The sequence below is a fragment of the Myxococcus sp. AM009 genome (assembly GCF_013372605.1).
Classification (GTDB): Bacteria; Myxococcota; Myxococcia; order Myxococcales; family Myxococcaceae; genus Myxococcus; species Myxococcus vastator.
On sequence record NZ_JABXEP010000002.1, the window covers coordinates 96,066 to 114,069 of the forward strand.

Here is an 18,004-nt window from a genome sequence, read left to right on the forward strand (position 1 = left end):
GATGAAGAAGAACCGCCACGACGAGAATTGCGCCCAGGGCTGCGCCCACGGGCGCCGCACCTTCCTCAAGGCCACCGCCGGCTTCATGGGCTCCACCTTGCTGGGGGGGCTGCCCTTCCGCGCCTTCGCCCAGGCGGCGGAGCTGGCGCCAGCGGACCGCTGCTTCGTCTTCGTCTACTTCAACGGGGGCTGGGACCAGCTGCTGGCCTTCGACCCGCGGGACCCGACCGAGTTCACCGCGGACCGGGCCTCGGAGACGAAAATCCTCCCGGGCTATGACCAGATCAACGACTCCCGCTTCGAGTCCCGGCCGCTCATCCCCGCCGAGCTGCCGGGCGTGGGCCGGTCGAACATCGACTTCGGGCCCGCGGTGGGCAACGAGCTGGCCAGGCACTACGACTTGATGACCGTGGTGCGCGGCATCAACATGAACACGCTGGGCCACGAGGTGGGCTACCGCTACTTCCTCACCGGGAAGATGCCCATCGGCAGCGCGGCGCGTGGCTCCTCCACGGCGACTGAAATCGTGGGGCAGATGAAGCCGCGCGTGCCCATCGCCTCCATCTCCTACAACGTGGAGTCGTACAACGACCGGTACGGCGGCTATGCCAACGCGCTGCGCGTCAGCCGCCGGGACGACCTGCTCCTGACGCTGAAGGGCAGCACGGACACGCTGGACAGCGAAATCGAGCAGCAGCTGCTCGACTTCCGCGGCCAGCCCGTCAACTGCGAGCAGGCGGCCTATGGCGCGCGTGGGGTGGGCACCACCTATGCCAACAGCCAGGAGCAGATGCGGCTCATCCAGTCCCAGGGCCTGGACAAGTCGTTCGACTTCCTCGCCGCGGCCAATCAGCCGCATGGCCCGGAGATGGCGGCCATCCGCGGGCGCTACCAGTTGAGCAACATCAACGACGTGAATGGCGAGCGCGGCCGCGCCGCCACGGTGGCCACCGCGCTGAAGAAGGGCATTGCCCAGTGCGTCACCATCAACCTCACGGGCGGCCTGGACACCCACTTCGGCAGCCAGCTCACGCACGCCAACAACCAGCGGCGCGGCTTCGACGCCCTGGCCATGCTGGTGAAGGACCTGCGTGAGAGCGACCATCCCGCGGGTGGCACCTTCATGGACCACACCACCATCATGGTGTTCTCCGAGTTCTCCCGCACGCCGCTCATCAACAGCGCAGGTGGCCGTGACCACCACCTGAGCAACTCCGCGCTGCTGATGGGAGCCGGCATCAAGCACAACTTCGTGTTCGGCCGCAGCGGGGACATTGGCATGGCGCCGGGCACCTTCGATTTGCGCAACGGCGCGTCGGACCCGAACGGCGAGAACATCCTCCCCGAGCACGTCATCGCCACGGTGCTGGCGTCCGCGGGGCTGGACTACAGCATCACTCGCGTCGAACCGCTGCGCCCCATCCTCGCCTGAGCCGTCCACTTCGCATGCGCATCCATCCGCGGGCCTCCGCCTCCGCCGTCCTCTCGCTGCTCTCGCTCGCGGTCCTCGGGGCATGCGGGGAGGACCGTTCGCTTCCGCTCGACAAGCCCGAGCCGGCGCCCTTCCAGCCGGTCCAGGTCCCAGCCATCACGGCCCTGGCGCCCGTCCCTGGCTTCGCGGACCAGGCGGGCGGGGGGGTCTTCGCCACCGCCTCGCGCGAGCTCGTCCGGCTGCGGCTGGACGGCACGTATGGGGCGCTGGAGCCGCACCCGGGCAATGAGGTGGCGGCGGGCGGCACCCTCGGCGTCTTCCGGCTGGGGCCCCACAGCGCCCTGGTGGAGACGCAGAACGGGCTCTTCATGGCGGAGTCGGGGTGGCTCATCGCGCCGCCCTGGCGGGACGCGCTGGGGCAGGGCGTCATCGCCACCGCGCAGTCCGCGGACGGCGCGGTGTGGCTGGCGCACACGCGCGGCCTGTTCCGCCTGCAGGAGGGCACGCTGGCGGAGCTGAAGGTGGACGGCGCGTCGGTGAAGGCCATCACCTCGCTGGCGGCGGCGCCCTCACCGGAGAACCTGCCCGGCGTGTGGTTCCTGCATGAAGGCGGGCTGAGCGTCGCGGTGGCGCTCAGCACCACGAACTACCGGGTGCACACGACGAGCGCGCCCCTGGCGGAGGGCGAGTCGCTGCAGGCGCTGGCGGGCATCGGGCCCGCGGTGGGCACCGCCGGTGAGCTGTGGGCGCTCACCAGCCAGGCCCTGCTGCGCCGGGGCAAGGACGGCTGGCGCCGCGTGGAGCTGCCGCGGCAGCCGCGGCAGCTCATCGCCTCGGGCCGCTTCCTGTGGGCGAAGACGGACGGCGCGCTGCTCCAGTTCGACGCGGACGCGAACGTCTGGCGCGCGGCCACGGACGCCGGCGCCGGGGACTTCCAGTTCCTCGCCGCGGACGAGAGCGGCAGCGTGTGGGTGCAGCAGGGCGGAGTGGCCGCCGCGCTGAGCCCCGTGCTGGTGCCGCGCCTCCGGGGGCTCTACCAGGGCATGCAGTTGGTGAATGATGGCCTGGTGGTGCGCGCGGTGATGCCGCCGGGCGGTGTGCCCCAGAGCGTCGTCTACACGCTGGGCAACTCGGAGATTCCCACGGAGGGGCCGGACTACAGCCTGGGAGGCCTGGAGGCCGACGGGACGCACCGCGCCTACTCCTTCGCGTCGCTGGAGGCCGGCCGCTACGTCCTGTCGGTGGTGGCGCGCTACGCGGATGGTTCGGAGGCGCGGCGCGCGGTGCCGTTCGACTACGCGCCCCTGGCCTCGGGGCCGCTGAGCTGGGACAAGGACATCCGCCCCATCCACGAGGCGCGGTGCCGCAACTGTCACAACAGCGCCAGCGCGGCGCGCTCGCTCGACAGCTATGAGCTGTGGCGGGCCAACGCGCCCATCATCACCAACGCCGTGAGAGACCAGCGGATGCCCGCCGACGGTCCCATGGACCCCGAGCTCATCTCCCGCATCCAGCGCTGGGCCGCCTCTGGCGCCAGGCCCTGAAGCAACGCGCAGTCTCCCCCGAGGTACCTGACATGACCCGACTGACCCGCGCGGCCCCCCTCCTCGCGCTCCTCGCCGCGGCCTGCTCGGATGAGCCTGCGCCCGCCCGCGTGGCGGACCCTCACCAGGCGGACCTGTGCACGGGCCTGAGCGCGCTGACGCTCACCGCGCAGCCCGCGCGCGTGCGGGTGTCGAGCCCCGTGGCCCTGGTGGCCACCGGCGGCAGCGGCCATTACACGTACCTGCTGGAGCCGGGGGGCTCCTCGGGTGAGCTGGTGGGCAGCCGCTTCCTGGCGGGGCGCACGCCGGGCGCGGACACGCTGGTGGTGGAGGACGCGCGCTGTCCGGGCGTGAGCGCCACCACGCAGGTCAACGTGACGGCGGCGTTCAATGTCGCGCCCGTGCGCGCGGAGCTGCGGCCGGGCACCTCCTTCCAGGTGGCGGTGGACGGCGTGCTGGGCTCGGCCATGTACCTGCTGTCGGCCGACGGCTCCGGCGCCACGTTGTCGCCGGGTGGCCTCTACACGGCCGGCACGCGTGAGGGACTGGACGTCATCACCGTGCGCGACACCCAGTCGGGTGACGAGGTGGTGCTCCAGTACGAGGTCCGCACCGACGCCCGGCTGACCGGCGCGCCGGCTTTCCTCGCCGTGCCTTCGGGTTCGTCCGTGCCGCTGGCCACGCGCGGTGGCAGCGACCGGGTGAACTGGACGAAGGAGTCCGGTCCCGGGACGCTGGCGGGCGGCCGGCTGACCTTCGAGCCCGGCGCCACGGGGGTGGCGGTGCTCAACGCGGCGGACCCCTTCACCGGGGACACGGCGCGGGTGTCGGTGCGCGTGCTGGACGAGCTGACGCGGCCGGGACTGCCGCACGGTCGCCTGTCCGACGTGGCCACCCTGGTGACGGCGGACTTCGACGGCGACGGTCACCTGGACCTGGCGGTGGGGCAGCGCGAGAGCGACCTGAACCAGCCCTCGGGCGGCGCCGTGTTCATCTTCAAGGGCGGCAGCGGCGGCCTGCCGGCGGAGCCCACGTGGGTGCTCACCGGCGCCACGGAGACGGCGCAGTTCGGTGACGCGCTGGCCGCGGGCGACCTGGATGGGGACGGGCGCGCGGAGCTGCTGGTGTCCTCGCCGGGCGCGGACGTGGCCGTCACCAACGCTGGCGCGGTGTACCTCTACACCTTCCGAAGTGGGGCGCCGGCGCCGCTGCGCCAGCAGCTCACCGGCCTGCTCCGCAACGCGGCGTTCGGCTCGGGCATGGCCGTCGCGGACTTCGAGGGCGACGGCGACCTGGACGTGGTGGTGGGCTCGCCGCTGGGCGACCTGGCGCCCACCAACGCCATCCGCAATCGCGGCACGGTGGACGTCTATGCGTCGACGCGGGGCTCGCCGGTGCCGGACCTCCCGACGGTGCGGCTGGGCGGCTGGGATTTGACGCAGGACGGCGCCCTGGTGTCGCGCAGCAACACCGAGCTGGGCCGCGCGCTGGTGACGGGCGACCTCAACGGGGACGGCCTGGTGGACCTGGCGGCGCTGAGCCGGGTGTCCCGGTACAACGCGTCCGGGGCGGTGTCGGGCGCGCAGATGGCCATCTCCGTCTTCCTCGCGCGCGCGGAGGGCGCGCGCTTCCGGGCCTCGCCGGATGTGTACGTGCTGCCGGCCAACACGGCGGACAGCAACGAGGGCACGTGGCGGCTGGGCGTCATCCCCGCTGAAGGCACGCGGCCCCCGCTGCTGCTGGCGGTGGCGGACCGGGCGGACTCGCCGGACCTGCGCTCGAGCGGGGGCCTGCAGTCCGGCAATGATTCGGGCGGCGCGCTGCTGTTCGATTTGACGGGCTACTCCGCCACGGGTGAGCCCGCCAACCGGCCGCCCCAGGTGAAGCGCGAGGACGCCTTCGCCCGCATCTACGGCGAGGCCAGCGGCATCAACGCGGGCCGGAGCTGGGCGGTGATGGACGTGGACGGTGAGCCGGGCCTGGAGCTGCTCCTGGGCGCGCCCTATTCATCCGCGCCTTCGGGCGTGGGCAGCGGCACGCTGCGCTGGAGTGGCAAGATTCTCGTCCATTCCCTGGCCACGCTCACGCAGGGCAGCGTCCTCAACCGGCCGCTGACGGTCATCAACGGGACGGCGGCGTCGGACACGCTGGGCTCGGGCCTGGCGACCTGGGGCCCCGCGGCGAACCCGTCGCTGGTGGCCTTCGCGGGCCGGTCCTCGTCGGAGCAGGGCGCCTTCACCGGCAGCGTGGAGCTGTACCACCGTCAGGGCGCATCGGTCGCCGAGTGGACACGCACCAGCGTCCGGGTGCCGGCGAAGCCGAGCGTGGAGCGCTTCGGTGAGGCGGTGGCGATTGCGCAGGGGCCACAGGGCCGCCCGCTGGTGCTCACGGGCGCGCCGGGCTGGTCCGGCCCTGGCACCAGCAATGACGGCAACGCCCTGGCCATTGGCCGGGCCTACGTGCACGACGTGATGGCGCCCGCGCAGGCCACCGTGGTGGAGGAGGGCCGGCCCTCGCCGCACCACGCGGGCCGCAACGTGGGCGTGGACGTGGCCTTCTCCGACTTCAACGGCGACGGGCGCCCGGACCTGGTGGTGGGCGCGTCCAACTTCTACGTGCCGGGCACGGGCTCCACGACCTCCAACAACGAGCTCAACAACACGTACACGTCGGTGCCCGCCGCGTGTGTCACCAGCGGCACCCAGTCGGCGGGCGGCGCCCTGGTCTCGTTGGGGCAGGCGGACGGGAGCTTCAAGCCGGCGTACCGGCTGTTCGCGACGTATCAAATCCAGGACTGCACGCCGGAGACTGACGCCAGGTGCCGGCGCACCGGCCAGGGGCGCGGCGTGGTGGGCGGGTTCGACTTGAACGGCGATGGCCGCGAGGACGTGGGGCTGCTGCGCAACGACGGCATGGAGGTGTTCCTGGGCCGCGCGCCCGAGGACGCGTCGCTGGCGAAGCTGAGCATGGTGTGTGAGTCCGTCTACACGATGCCTTCCATGGACATCCAAACGTCCGTGCCGACGTCGCTGGGCGACCTCAACGGCGACGGCTGTGACGAACTGGCCTGGCGCTACGCGGAAGGTTCCCGGTCGGGCGTGGCCATCCTGCCAGGCTTCGACGCGAGCGGTTCGCGCTGCGGCGGGCGCAGCACGGCCACCGTGTGGCGCATCGCCGGTGACAGCGAGGTGCAGCTCACCAACATGGGCCTGGGCCTGAGCATGACGCGAGCGGGCCGGTTCCTGGGGGACACGCGCGACTTCGTGGCCATCAGCGCCACCAGCGTGCCCTTCAACGGCGTGACGCAGCCGGTGGTGCTGCTCTTCGACAAGACGGTGCTGGTGAACAGGCTGCAGGCGCTCCAGTCCGCGGGCTCGCCGCTGGTGGTGGGCGCGCTGGGCGACGGGCTCAACCCCGTTGTCCTGGTCCACCGCCACCGCGCGGTGAACTTCGGCGCGCGGCTGGTGGGCGGCACGGACCTCACGGGCGACAACATCCCCGACCTGCTGGTGAGCGCGCCGGGGGCCTCCGAGGCCTCTGACGGCGGCGGCGCGGTGTTTCTCTATGCTGGCGGGGTTGGCCAGCAGGGCGCGCTTTCACCGTTCCTCATGGTGGTGGGAGATGGCTCGGAGCGGTCGGCGCTGGGGCAGGCCCTGTCGATGATGCCGGGCAGTGGCAGCTCGCCGCCCATGCTCGTCATCGGCGCGCCGCGCAGCTACCGGACGGGGACGCAGAACGGCACGGCCTTCGTGTTGCCGCTCGGCTTCTGACGGTCCGCACAGGGAGGCTGTTGGGTCCACGCCGAGGCTGGGGGTATCCTGGCGCCTGTCTCAGCGTGGGAGGCCCATGAGCCTGAAGCGGGAGTGGCGTCACGGCGAGCAGCATGCGTCGTTCGAAGCGCCGGACATCCTCTGGGCGCGCTTCCGGGGCGCCATCACCCAGGAGACGTCGGTCTGGTCGTGTGGCGTGTACCGGGAGCTGGCGGACGCGCAGCGCTTCTACCTGGCCGCGGACATCACCGGCTCGCACCTCAGTCCGGAGTCACGCCGCTACCTGGTGGACCACGCGAAGGCGGGCTGGTTCCTGGGCGTCGTCTACATCGGCGCGGCGATAGAGCAGAAGGCCACCACCAAGAGCCTCATGGTGGGGGCCATGCTGAGCGGCGGGACGCGGCTCGACACGGCCTACGTGGACTCGCCCGAGGAGGCGCGGGCCTGGATTGCGCGACACCGCGAGGCGGCGGCGCGGACGGGCTGAGCGCGGTGGGCGGTCCGCTGGGGTGACGGGCGTGCTGCACACGACGGGGCGCATGCACATCGTCTGGGGCCAGGAGGGTGCATGGGGGCCGAAGCCCTGGGGTGGTTCAGTTCCTTCGTCCTGCTGTTGACCATTGGCGTCCAGGTCCACAAGCAGTGGAAGTCAGGCTCGAGCGAGGGTGTGTCCAAGTGGCTCTTCGTGGGGCAGATGACGGCCTCCACGGGGTTCACCCTCTACAGTTGGAAGGTCGGCAACTGGGTCTTCGTGGTGACGAACGCGCTGATGCTCTTGAGCGCGATGCTGGGGGGCGTGATTGTCCTCAAGCACCGCCGGGCCGCGCGCCGGAAGCACGCGTCGCAAGCGCGCGCGCCCGCTGGCGCCGCGCAGGCTTGAAGACCTGGGCCCTGGCTGTCCGCCTGCCCCAGGGGCGGGCGGGCAGCGCGTCCAGGAGGTGGGTTGGTTTGCGGGAACAGCCTTCTCACATTGCCCGAGCCCCTTAGCGCAGGAGTTCGACATGGCCGACAAATCGGAAGTGGCCCGGCTGCGCAGCCTGGCTCAGCTCGACGCGGATGCCGTGGGTGCCTACGACGCGGCCCTGGCCCGGATTCCGGAGCCGTTGGTCCGTGAGCGGCTCAACGGCTTCCGCATCGACCACGTCCGGCACGTGCAGGATTTGAACGCCCTCATCCACGAGGCGGGCGGGACGCCGCTGGAGCTGCGCCTGGACCTCAAGGGAACGGCGATGGTGGGCCTGACGGCGGTGTCCAGCATGATGGGCACCGAGGCCGCGCTGGTGGCCATGCTCGGCAACGAGGAGTTCTCCAACCGCGCCTACGACGTGGCCCTGCGCTTCGACTGGCGCCCCGAGGTCCGGACGCTGATCGAAAAGCACCGGGAGGACGAGCGGCGCCACGTGATGTGGATTCGCGCGGCTGTCCGGACGCGCCCCTGGGAGCGGGCACGCGCCGCCGCCGAGGAAGGCTCCGAAGCTCCCGCCTGAGCCTCCCTGCCGGGCCGATATGCCGGGGCCTGGTCCTCGTTTACGCTCCCGCTGGGGCTTGACGAGGAGACGGGAAAAATGCGCTCGGTGTTCTACGCGGCGGTTGTGTTGGCGGGCCTGTTGACGGGCTGTGCCCATCAGTCCGGCACCTATAGCGACCTCTTCATCCCGGACGGGGAAGCCATCTACGAACGGCCTGTGGAGGAGATGTGGCCGGAGGTTCGCAAGTACTTCACGGAGGCCAGGCTGCCCTTCCGCGAGGACCGGGGCAGCATGGTGCTGGAGACGGACTGGCGCCAGGAGTTCGGCGGCTCGAAGGTGTCCGGCTTCTTCCACCGCTACATGGTGATGGGCAAGCGCGAGTCCCCCACCCAGAGCAAGCTGTGGATCATCCGCATCACCAAGAGCCGCAACAAGGCGCTGGCCCCGCCGGGCCGTGAGCTGGACTGGGGCATGTCCCGGGCCATCGGCGGCAACGCGGGCGATGCCGCGGTTCCGGGGCTCTCCGCTGAAGACTTCGAGGAGTACCTGGACGCGCCGGTGGGGGAGAACTCCTTCTTCGCGGAGTCGGGGCAGGGCTCGCGGGACCTCGTCATGGAGTGGCGGGTGTTCCGCGCCATCTCCCCCACGCTGATGAAGGAGGAGAATGCGCCCAAGCCGGTGAAGGTGGCGATGGCGCCCAACGCGCAGGGGGGCGCGGCGGCCACGGACTTCGAATGCGGCCTGCCGATTCTGGGCCTGGGCAAGCAGGTGAGGCCGGGCGCGGTGCTGCTGCTGGGGGAGCTGCACGGCACGCAGGAGGTGCCGCGCTTCATCGCGCAGGCGTCCTGCCAGACGGCGGTGGCTGGCACGCCAGTGACGGTGGGGCTGGAGCTGCCGCTGGAGAGTCAGACGCGGGTGGACGCCTTCCTGGAGAGCGCGGGGACGGAGGATGACTGGCTGAAGCTGATGGAGGCGCCGTTCTGGCGCAGCCCGTACCCGGATGGCCGCAGCAGCGAGGCGGTGGCGAACATGCTGGAGCAGCTGCGCCAGCTGCGCTCGCGTGGGCTGGACGTGGACATCTTCGTCTTCGACCACCCGAAGTCCCAGGGGCAGGCGCGCGAGGACGCGATGGCGGCCACGGTCCGGCACCAGGTGGAGTCGGGCCCGGGACGCTTCCACGTCATCCTGTCGGGCAACATCCACTCGCGCACGGCGAAGGGCCTGCCGTGGGACAAGTCCTTCAGACCCATGGGGCTGCTCTTGAAGGACGAACTCGACAGCGTGGTGGCGCTGGACATGGCGTACAACAGCGGGTCGGCGTGGATTTGCGCGGTGGACAGCAAGGGCGTGAAGGACCGGCTGGACTGCGGCATCCGCGAGGCGAAGGGCCGTGACAACGGCGACCGCTTCTTCCTGCACACCTGGGGCGGAACGAACGATGACGGCTACCACGGCGTCTTCTACGTGGGGCCGGTGAGCGCGTCCGCGCCCGCGGTGCACAAGGGGCTGGGACGGCCGGGCGCGGGCGACAACTCCGGTGCTCCGACGGAAGACCGGACTCCGACGCTCGCGTCACACTGACGTCTGGCATTCCACGGGGCGCGCGGCGGCTGCTGCGCGCCACGTGGCGCTGGCGTAAGTTGCCGGCGTGAGCGACATCACCGTCTATCAGCCGGAGCTCCTCTACACGGGCGGCCGGTTCCTCGAAGGGCGCGGCCTCGCGGTGAGTGCCGACGGCCGCGTCCTGGCCCCGGACTCCGTGCCCGTGGGCGCGCGCACCGTCGCGCTGCCGGGAAGGGCCTTGCTGCCGGGGCTCGTCAACGGACACTCCCACGCGTTCCAGCGGCTCATCCGCGGGCGCACGGAGTACGTGGCCTCGGGCCGGGAGGCGGACGACTTCTGGAGCTGGCGCGAGGCGATGTACCGCGCCGCCGAGTCGCTGAGCCCCGAGGACCTCTACGTCGCGTCGCGACAGGCCTTCGTGGAGATGGCGCTCGCGGGCATCACCACCGTGGGGGAGTTCCACTACGTCCACTATCAAGCCGATGGGACGCCGTATGCGGACCGCAACGCGCTGGCGCACGCGGTGATTCGCGCCGCGCGGGACGTGGGGCTGCGCATCTGCCTGCTGCGCGTGGGGTACGCCCGGGCGGGCTTCGGCGTGGCGGCGAATCCACGGCAGCGCCGCTTCATCGACCCGGACGTGGAGACGTTCCTCGGCTCGGTCGAGGCGCTTGCCCGCGAGGTGCGCTCCGACGCGGCGGTCAGCGTGGGGCTCGCGCCGCACAGCGTGCGCGCCGTGACGCGGGAGTGGCTGGCGGCGCTCGCGGGCTCGTCCGTGCGGCGCCTGCCCGTCCACATACACGTGGCGGAGCAGCCAAAGGAAATCGAGGCCTGTCTGGCGGAGCATGGCCGCAGGCCCGTGGAGTTGCTGGCGGACCTGGGCCTGCTGGGGCCCGGCTTCACGGCGGTGCACGGCGTCCACCTGACGGACGAAGAGGTGTCGCTGCTGGGGCGGGCTGAGGCCACGGTGTGCGCGTGTCCCTCCACGGAGCGGAACCTGGGAGACGGCATCGTGCCCGCGGATGCGCTGGTGAAGGCGGGCGCGCGCATCAGCCTGGGCTCGGACAGTCAGGCCACGGTGGACCTGCTGGACGAGGCTCGGCAGTTGGAAGGGCACCTGCGGCTGACGCGGCTGCGGCGCGCCGTGCTGGACCCGGGCGGCGGCGCCATGGATGGACTGGCGGCGCGGCTGCTGGGCATGGCCACCGTGGACGGTGCGCGGAGCCTGGGGCTCGCCACCGGCGTGCTGGAGGAGGGCGCGCCCGCGGACTTCTTCACAGTGGACCTGCACCATCCGTCGCTCGTGGGCGCCCTGCCGGCATCGCTGCTGCCCGCGGTCGTATTGGGCGCGGAGAAGGCGGCGGTGCGCGACGTGGTGGTGGGCGGACGCGAGGTCGTCCGTGAAGGCCGGCATGCGCTCGCGGAGGAGAGCGGCCGCGCGTTCCAGGTGTTGTCTCGCGCGCTGTACGCCTGAGCGGCAGTTCTCCGCCGATATGGCACTGAGGTGCGGCGCGTTCACCCTCCCGGAGTTCATTCCCGGAGGGGCCGATGCGCGCGAAGTGGTTCGCGGTGGTGACGTTGATGTGCTTCCAGGTGGGCTGCGCGACCCGGCAGGGGAGCACCTACAGTGACTTGTTCATCCCAGATGGCGAGGCCATCTACGAGCGGCCCCTGGAAGAGGTCTGGCCGGAGGTGCGGCGGTTCTTCACGGAGAACAATCTGCCCTTCAAGGAGGACAAGGGGAGCCGGGTGCTGGAGACGGACTGGCGCCAGGAGTTCGGCGGTTCGAGGATTTCGAGCTTCTGGCACCGGTACATGGTGCTGGGAAAGCGCGAGACGCCGACAAAGAGCAAGCTGTGGGTCATCCGCATCACCAAGAGCTCCAGCACCGCGCTGAGCCCTCCGGGCCGTGAGATTGATTGGGGCCCCAGCCGTGTCGTGGGGGGGCAGATGGGCAATGGGGATCGCGCCGGAGACGTCAACGCGGGCTCAGGTGCTGTCTCCTCCGACCCCATGCTCAGCGTGGAGGATTGGGAGGACCGCATGGACGCGCCCCAGGGAGAGAACTCCTTCTTCGCGGGCTCGGGGCAGGGGTCGCGAGACCTCGTCATGGAGTGGCGGGTGTTCCGCTCCATCTCCCCCAAGCTGATGAAGGAGGAGAACGCGCCCCAGCCGGTGAAGGTGGCGCAGGCGCCCAACACCACGGGCGCCGCGGACGCGATGGCCTTCGAGTGTGGCCTGCCGATTCTGGGGCTGGGCAAGCAGGTGAAGCCGGGCGGGGCGCTGCTGCTGGGGGAGATGCATGGCACGCAGGAGGTGCCGCGCTTCGTCGCGCAGGCGTCGTGCCAGGCGGCGGTGGCCGGCATGCCGGTGACGGTGGGGCTGGAGCTGCCGCTGGAGAGCCAGACGCGCGTGGAGGCGTTCCTGGAGAGCGCGGGGGCGGAGGATGACTGGCTGAAGCTGATGGACGCGCCCTTCTGGCGCAGCCCGTACCCGGATGGCCGCAGCAGCGAGGCGATGGCGAACATGCTGGAGCAGCTACGCCAACTCCGCGCGCGCGGTCTGGACGTGGACGCCTTCGTCTTCGACCACCCGACGATGCAGGGACAGGCGAGGGAGGATGCGATGGCGGCGACGGTCCGGCACCACGTGGAGTCGGGCTCCAAGCGCTTCCACATCGTCCTGTCCGGCAACATCCACACGCGCACGAAGCAGGGGCTGCCCTGGGACAAGTCCTTCAGACCCATGGGACTGCTCTTGAAGGACGCGCTCGACAGCGTGGTGGCGCTGGACATGGCCTACGCCAGCGGCTCGGCGTGGATTTGCGCGGTGGACAGCAAGGGCGCGAAGGACCGGCTGGATTGCGGCGTGCGTGACGCGAAGGGGCGGGACAACGGCGACCGCTTCTTCGTGCACACGTGGGGCGGAACGAACGATGACGGCTACCACGGCGTCTTCTACGTGGGTGCGGTGAACGCGGCGGCGCCCGCGGTGCACAAGGGCCTGGGACGGCCTGGGGCTGGGGATAACTCGGCGTTTCCGCTGGAGGAGGCCGCGCCTCAGGTGGCGTCCGTTCGCTGAGCGGACACGCGGGGAGGGAAGGGCCTTCCGGGGGCTGGCGTGCCGTGGCATGACCGTCCCCTGGAGGTCTTACCCATGAGTGACACGCTGCCCGCGCTGCGGGCCACCCTGGCGGAGTTGGTGGCGATGGACACCACGTCCTTCCGTCCCAACGTTCCGCTCATCGACTACGCGCAGGCGCGCCTGGAGGCCGCGGGCTTCAGCGCGGAGCGCCAGAAGTTCCTGGACGACGCGGGTGTGGAGAAGGTGAACCTCGTCGCGGTGAAGGGCGGCTCCGGCCGCGCCGCGCTGGCCCTGGTGGGGCACTCCGACTGCGTGCCGTACGACGCCGCCTGGACGGACGCGCTGCGGTTGACGGAGAAGGACGGACGGCTCTACGGGCGCGGCGCGTGTGACACCAAGGGCTTCATCGCCTGCGCGCTGCACGCGGCGCTGAACGCCGAGCAGCTGAAGGCCCCGCTGATGGTGGTCCTCACCGCGGACGAGGAAGTCGGCCTGACGGGCGCGAAGAAGCTGGTGGAGGCGGGGCTGGGCCGCGCGCGTCACGCGATTGTCGGCGAGCCCACGCGCCTCATCCCGGTGCGCGCCAACAAGGGCTACTGCCTGGCGGAGGTGGAGGTGCGGGGGAAGGAAGGGCACAGCGCGTATCCGGACTCGGGCGCGTCGGCCATCTTCCGCGCGGGCCGCTTCCTCCAGCGCCTGGAGCACCTGGCGCTGACGGTGCTGCGCGAGGACGTCGATGAAGGCTTCCAGCCACCCTTCACCACCGTCAACGTGGGCGTCATCCAGGGTGGAAAGGCCAAGAACGTCATCCCCGGCGCCTGCCGCTTCGTCGTGGAGTGGCGGCCCATTCCCGGGCAGCCGCCGGAGCGCGTGTCGCAGCTGCTGGAGACCATCCGCCAGGAGCTGGTGCGGGATGAGCCCGCCTTCGAGGCCGAGATTCGCGTGGTGCGCACGGACCGGGGCGTGAATACGCGGGCGGACGCGGAGGTGGTGCGCTTCCTCGCGGAGGTCAGCGGCAACGCGCCGGAGACGGTGTCCTTCGGGACGGAGGCGCCGCAGATGACGGAGCTGGGCGCGGAGGCGGTGGTGTTCGGCCCCGGCGATATCCGCGTGGCGCACCAGACGGGCGAATACGTGCCCGTGGAAGACCTGGTGCGCTGCGAGGCCGTCCTGGCGCGCGCCGTGGCCCACTTCTGCGGCGGGCGCTGAGGCCGCGAGCGCAGGCGCCACGGTGCGCGGCGCCTGTGCGGCTTGCCCGCCGCGGCGGTGATGCCGCGGCGGGTGACGGCCTGGGCCACGAGGATTTCGGCAGGCCTATGCCTGCGGCAGCGCGCAGTGGCCCAAATCCCTCAGCACCTTCTTGGCCTCGGTGATGAGGTCGTGGCCACTGGCGCCCTGCGGCGCGCGGGCGATGAGCTTCATGTCCGGCGTGAGGCGGTAGACGCCCTTGGAGCGCTGCACCAGCCCCGCCACCTTGGGGCCATCCAGCAGCGCGTCCGCGCCCAGCGTCACCACCAGCCGGGTGGTGCCCACCTCCAGCCCGCGCAGGCGCAAATCACGCATGTCGATTTTCAGCAGCGTCAGCTCGGACAGGTGGTCCACCTCGTCCGGGGCCTCGCCGTACCGGTCCACCAGCTCCGCGCGCAGGTCCGTGACTTCGTCCGGGTGGCTGGCCTGGCTGAAGCGCTTGTAGAAGACGAGCCGCTGGTGGACGTCGCTGACGTAGTCGTCCGGGATGAGCGCCGGCATGGGCAGCGTGACGTCCGGCTCGATTTGCACCTTGGGCGGCTGGCCCTGCATCTCCGCGACGGCCTCCTCCAGCAACTGCGCGTACATGTCGAAGCCAATCTCGGCGATGGCGCCCGACTGCTTGTCGCCCAGCAGGTTGCCCGCGCCGCGAATCTCCAAATCGTGGCTGGCGATGGAGAAGCCCGCGCCCAGCTCGGTGAAGTTCTGGAGCACCTCCAGGCGCCGCTGCGCGTCCTTCGTCACCGCGCGCCGCGACGGCACCAGCAGGTACGCATACGCGCGCTCCTTGGAGCGGCCCACGCGGCCCCGGAGCTGGTAGAGCTGCGCCAGGCCGAACTGGTCCGCCCGGTTCACAATCATCGTGTTGGCGCTGGAGATGTCGATGCCGCTCTCGATGATGCTGGTGCACAGCAGCACCTGGTACTTCTTCTCCGTGAAGGCGAGCATCACCTTCTCCAGCTGCCCCTCGCCCATCTGCCCGTGCGCCACGCCGATGCTGATTTGGGGGACCAGCGCGCGCAGCTGCGTCTCGATGGAGGGCAGCGACTCCACGCGGTTGTGGACGAAGAACACCTGTCCGCCGCGCGCCACCTCGCGCTCAATCGCCTCCTTCACCACCGTGTCCTCGTGCTTCATCACGAAGGTGCGGATGGCCCGGCGGTCCTGCGGCGGCGTGGCGATGATGCTCATGTCACGCACGCCCGACATGCTCATGTGCAGCGTGCGGGGGATGGGCGTGGCCGTCAGCGTCAGCACGTCAATCTGGGAGCGCCACTTCTTCAGCGACTCCTTCTGCTTCACGCCGAAGCGCTGCTCCTCGTCGACAATCATCAGGCCCAGCTCCTTGAAGGCCACCTCGCCGCCCAGCAGCTTGTGCGTGCCGATGAGGATGTCGACCTTGCCCTCCTTGGCGCGCTTGAGGACCTCCCGCACCTCCGGCGCCTTCTTCATCCCGGAGATGACCTCCACCGTGACGGGGTAGTCCGCGAAGCGCTTCTTGAAGGACAGGTAGTGCTGCTGCGCCAGCACGGTGGTGGGCACCAGCACCGCCACCTGCTTGCGGTCCAGCGCGGCCTTGAAGGCCGCCCGCATGGCCACCTCCGTCTTGCCGTAGCCCACGTCGCCGCAGACGAGCCGGTCCATGGGCTCCGGCTTCTGCATGTCCGTCAGCACGTCTTCAATCGCCTTGGCCTGGTCTGGCGTCTCCTCGAACTCGAAGTCCGCTTCGAACTGGGCGAAGTACCGGTCCGGCGCGCTGAAGGCATGGCCGGGGTGCGCCTTGCGCGCGGCGGCAATCTGGAGGAGCTCCGCCGCCATCTTGAGCAGCTGCTCCTTGACGCGCTTCTTCGTCTTCTCCCAGTTCGTGGTGCCCAGCTTGTCCAGCTGCACCTGCGTGGGGTCGCCGCCGGAGAACTTCTGGATGAGCCGCATGCGGCCCACCGGCAGGTAGATTTTGTCCCGGCCCGCGTACTCCAGGACGAGGAAGTCCCCGGGCACGCCGTTGACCTCCATCTTCGTCAGGCCCGCATAGCGGCCAATGCCGAAGTCGGTATGGACGATGAGGTCGCCTTCCTTCAGGTCCCCGAAGCCGGAGCCGAACGCGTCCAGCTTCTTGCTGCGCCGGGGACGCCGGCGCGCGCGCACGCCGAAAATCTCCTCGTCCGCCAGCACCGCGAGCCCGCCCGGCCCATCCACGAAGCCGTGGCTCACCTCGCCCGTGAAGAGGTGCGCGCGGATGGACGGCTCGTACAGCGCCACCGCGTCCTCCAGCGGCTCCGTGTGGACCTTCACCACCACGTTGCGGTCCATCAGCAGCCGCTTCAGCCGGTCCGCCTGGCTCAGCGTGCCGCACGCCACCACGCAGGCCACGCGCAGCTCGCGCCAGCGCTCCAGCCGCTCCACCAGCGGGGACAGCGCGCCCTCTTCGCCGTGGTGCGCCAGGATGGCCTCGCGCAGGTCCTGGGTGCCGCCGAAGCTGAAGTGCACCGGCGGGCGCTCCGTCTGCGCCAGCGACAGGCCACCGCCCTCCAGCACGCGGAAGGGCTGCATCCGCTGATTCACGTCCTCACGGGAGAGGAAGTGCTCCAGGGGCGGGCAGATGAGCTCCTGCCGGGCCTCGGCCGCGCTATGCGAGCGCTCCAGCTCCTCCCACAGCGTGTCCGCCGCGCGCTCCTGGCCCAGCGGGTCGTCCAGGTAGAGGACGGGCGCCTCGGGGCTCCAGTCGCGCAGGAAGTCGAACACCGTGGACAGCCCGCCCTCGAAGAAGCCGGGCAGCAGGCCCTCCATGCCGAAGCCGGGCAGGCCCTCGCGCAGGGCGTCCAGTTGCTCGCGCAGCTTGATGGTGGGCAGGTTGATGCGGTCGGCCACCGCGCGGGCGGCGGACTCGGCGCGCGGGCGCGTCTCGTCGGTGAGCAGCACCTCGCGCGCGGGGACCAGGTCCACTTCCTTCAGCGCGTCCACCGTGCGCTGGGACTGCGGGTCGAAGGCGCGGATGGACTCGATGGTGTCGCCGAAGAACTCCAGGCGGACGGGCTTGTCGTAGAGGGGGCTGAAGACATCCAGCAGGTCGCCGCGCACGCTGAACGTGCCCACGTCCTCCACCAAGAGGCTGTTCTGGTAGCCCATGTGCACCAGCCGGCGCGCCAGCGAGTCACGGTCGAAGTCCTGACCCACGGCCACCCGCGCGGCCAGCGCGCGCATCACCGACAGCGGCAGCACCCTGCGGTGCAGCGCGCGCACCGACAGCACCAGCGCGGGGAAGCGCGTGCCCTGGCCCAGGTGGAAGAGGGCGCCCAGCCGCTCCGTGACGGCCGCCGCGTCGGGAGACACCTCGTCGTAGGGCAGCACCTCGTCCGCGGGCAGCCGCAGCACGCGCGGCGCCAGCAGGCTGCCCTGGCCGCCCAGGAAGAAGGACAGGTCGGCCGCGAGCGCGTCGGCGGCTTCCTCGTCCACCGCCACGCAGACGAGCGGCGCTTTCAGCGCGCCATGCAGGCGGGCGAGCACATGCCCGCGCGCGGCCCCCTTGAGCCCCTGCGTCCGGACGCGCTGTCCCGCCCGAAGTCCGTCAACCACCTGGGCGAAGGGGTCACCCGCCGCGCCGCCGTCCTGCGTCTGTTTGAAGGGAGTGTCCATGAGTGGACCCTGAGGGCCGCAGGGTAATTAGAAGTCTCACCCTGTCAGGTCAACGATGGAGCGCCGCAGGTGTCGAGCGAAACAGGAGAAATCGGAAGCTCTGGTTAGCTCGGGCACTGTTCAGCCACCCCGGGGACCGGTTGGCCCCGCCCCCAGCTGCGGGGTTAGGGTGGCTCACAACGGCAGCATCGGGGGCCACGCCGACATGTCATCTGGCCGTGGAATCAACAGGTGCCTGGGCACCGAAGGGGACGAACCTCT

11 protein-coding genes are annotated in these 18,004 nt (G+C 70.9%); 10 read left to right on the plus strand and 1 reads right to left on the minus strand.

Annotated elements, in window-relative coordinates:
* Position 1: 1 nt before the first annotated feature.
* From HV824_RS01215 to argE, 10 genes are all read left to right on the plus strand, one after another.
* Positions 2-1,432, plus strand: a complete 1,431-nt coding sequence (locus HV824_RS01215) for a DUF1501 domain-containing protein (protein WP_176416981.1) — start codon at positions 2-4, stop codon at positions 1,430-1,432.
* Between the two features lie 14 nt (positions 1,433-1,446).
* On the plus strand, positions 1,447-2,976 hold the full coding sequence (locus HV824_RS01220; protein ID WP_176416982.1) for a hypothetical protein: 1,530 nt from the start codon (positions 1,447-1,449) through the stop codon (positions 2,974-2,976).
* A 32-nt stretch (positions 2,977-3,008) separates the two neighbouring features.
* Positions 3,009-6,746, plus strand: coding sequence for an FG-GAP-like repeat-containing protein (locus HV824_RS01225; protein WP_176416983.1), 3,738 nt, complete (start codon positions 3,009-3,011; stop codon positions 6,744-6,746).
* Between the two features lie 76 nt (positions 6,747-6,822).
* A complete protein-coding gene (locus HV824_RS01230) occupies positions 6,823-7,233 on the plus strand; it encodes a hypothetical protein (RefSeq protein ID WP_176416984.1) in 411 nt (136 codons plus the stop codon).
* Positions 7,234-7,314: 81 nt separating this feature from the next.
* Entirely contained in the window at positions 7,315-7,626 is a 312-nt protein-coding gene (locus HV824_RS01235) for a hypothetical protein (protein WP_176422466.1), read from the plus strand.
* Positions 7,627-7,747: 121 nt separating this feature from the next.
* Complete coding sequence (locus tag HV824_RS01240) at positions 7,748-8,233, plus strand: ferritin-like domain-containing protein (protein WP_176416986.1); 486 nt, start codon at positions 7,748-7,750, stop codon at positions 8,231-8,233.
* 78 nt (positions 8,234-8,311) lie between these two features.
* On the plus strand, positions 8,312-9,796 hold the full coding sequence (locus HV824_RS01245; RefSeq protein ID WP_176416987.1) for a hypothetical protein: 1,485 nt from the start codon (positions 8,312-8,314) through the stop codon (positions 9,794-9,796).
* A 67-nt stretch (positions 9,797-9,863) separates the two neighbouring features.
* Entirely contained in the window at positions 9,864-11,252 is a 1,389-nt protein-coding gene (hutF, locus tag HV824_RS01250; protein WP_176422467.1) for a formimidoylglutamate deiminase, read from the plus strand.
* 74 nt (positions 11,253-11,326) lie between these two features.
* The gene (locus HV824_RS01255) at positions 11,327-12,859 is read left to right on the plus strand and encodes a hypothetical protein (protein WP_176422468.1); all 1,533 of its coding nucleotides are present in this window, start codon (positions 11,327-11,329) and stop codon (positions 12,857-12,859) included.
* 75 nt (positions 12,860-12,934) lie between these two features.
* Positions 12,935-14,071 carry an acetylornithine deacetylase gene (gene argE, locus HV824_RS01260; protein ID WP_176416990.1) on the plus strand — a complete coding sequence of 379 codons (1,137 nt, stop codon included), beginning with the start codon at positions 12,935-12,937 and terminating at the stop codon, positions 14,069-14,071.
* 105 nt (positions 14,072-14,176) lie between these two features.
* On the opposite strand, the gene mfd is transcribed toward argE, so the two are convergent.
* Complete coding sequence (gene mfd / locus HV824_RS01265; RefSeq protein ID WP_176422469.1) at positions 14,177-17,743, minus strand: transcription-repair coupling factor; 3,567 nt, start codon at positions 17,741-17,743, stop codon at positions 14,177-14,179.
* Positions 17,744-18,004: the final 261 nt, after the last annotated feature.

Excerpts from the sequence above, each read along its gene's own strand:
- HV824_RS01215 (WP_176416981.1), top strand. The coding sequence starts at position 2 with ATGAAGAAGAACCGCCACGACGAGAATTGCGCCCAGGGCTGCGCCCAC.
- HV824_RS01220 (WP_176416982.1), top strand. The coding sequence starts at position 1,447 with ATGCGCATCCATCCGCGGGCCTCCGCCTCCGCCGTCCTCTCGCTGCTC.
- HV824_RS01225 (WP_176416983.1), top strand. The coding sequence starts at position 3,009 with ATGACCCGACTGACCCGCGCGGCCCCCCTCCTCGCGCTCCTCGCCGCG.
- HV824_RS01230 (WP_176416984.1), top strand. The coding sequence starts at position 6,823 with ATGAGCCTGAAGCGGGAGTGGCGTCACGGCGAGCAGCATGCGTCGTTC.
- HV824_RS01235 (WP_176422466.1), top strand. The coding sequence starts at position 7,315 with ATGGGGGCCGAAGCCCTGGGGTGGTTCAGTTCCTTCGTCCTGCTGTTG.
- HV824_RS01240 (WP_176416986.1), top strand. The coding sequence starts at position 7,748 with ATGGCCGACAAATCGGAAGTGGCCCGGCTGCGCAGCCTGGCTCAGCTC.
- HV824_RS01245 (WP_176416987.1), top strand. The coding sequence starts at position 8,312 with ATGCGCTCGGTGTTCTACGCGGCGGTTGTGTTGGCGGGCCTGTTGACG.
- HV824_RS01255 (WP_176422468.1), top strand. The coding sequence starts at position 11,327 with ATGCGCGCGAAGTGGTTCGCGGTGGTGACGTTGATGTGCTTCCAGGTG.
- argE (WP_176416990.1), top strand. The coding sequence starts at position 12,935 with ATGAGTGACACGCTGCCCGCGCTGCGGGCCACCCTGGCGGAGTTGGTG.
- mfd (WP_176422469.1), bottom strand. The coding sequence starts at position 17,743 with ATGGACACTCCCTTCAAACAGACGCAGGACGGCGGCGCGGCGGGTGAC.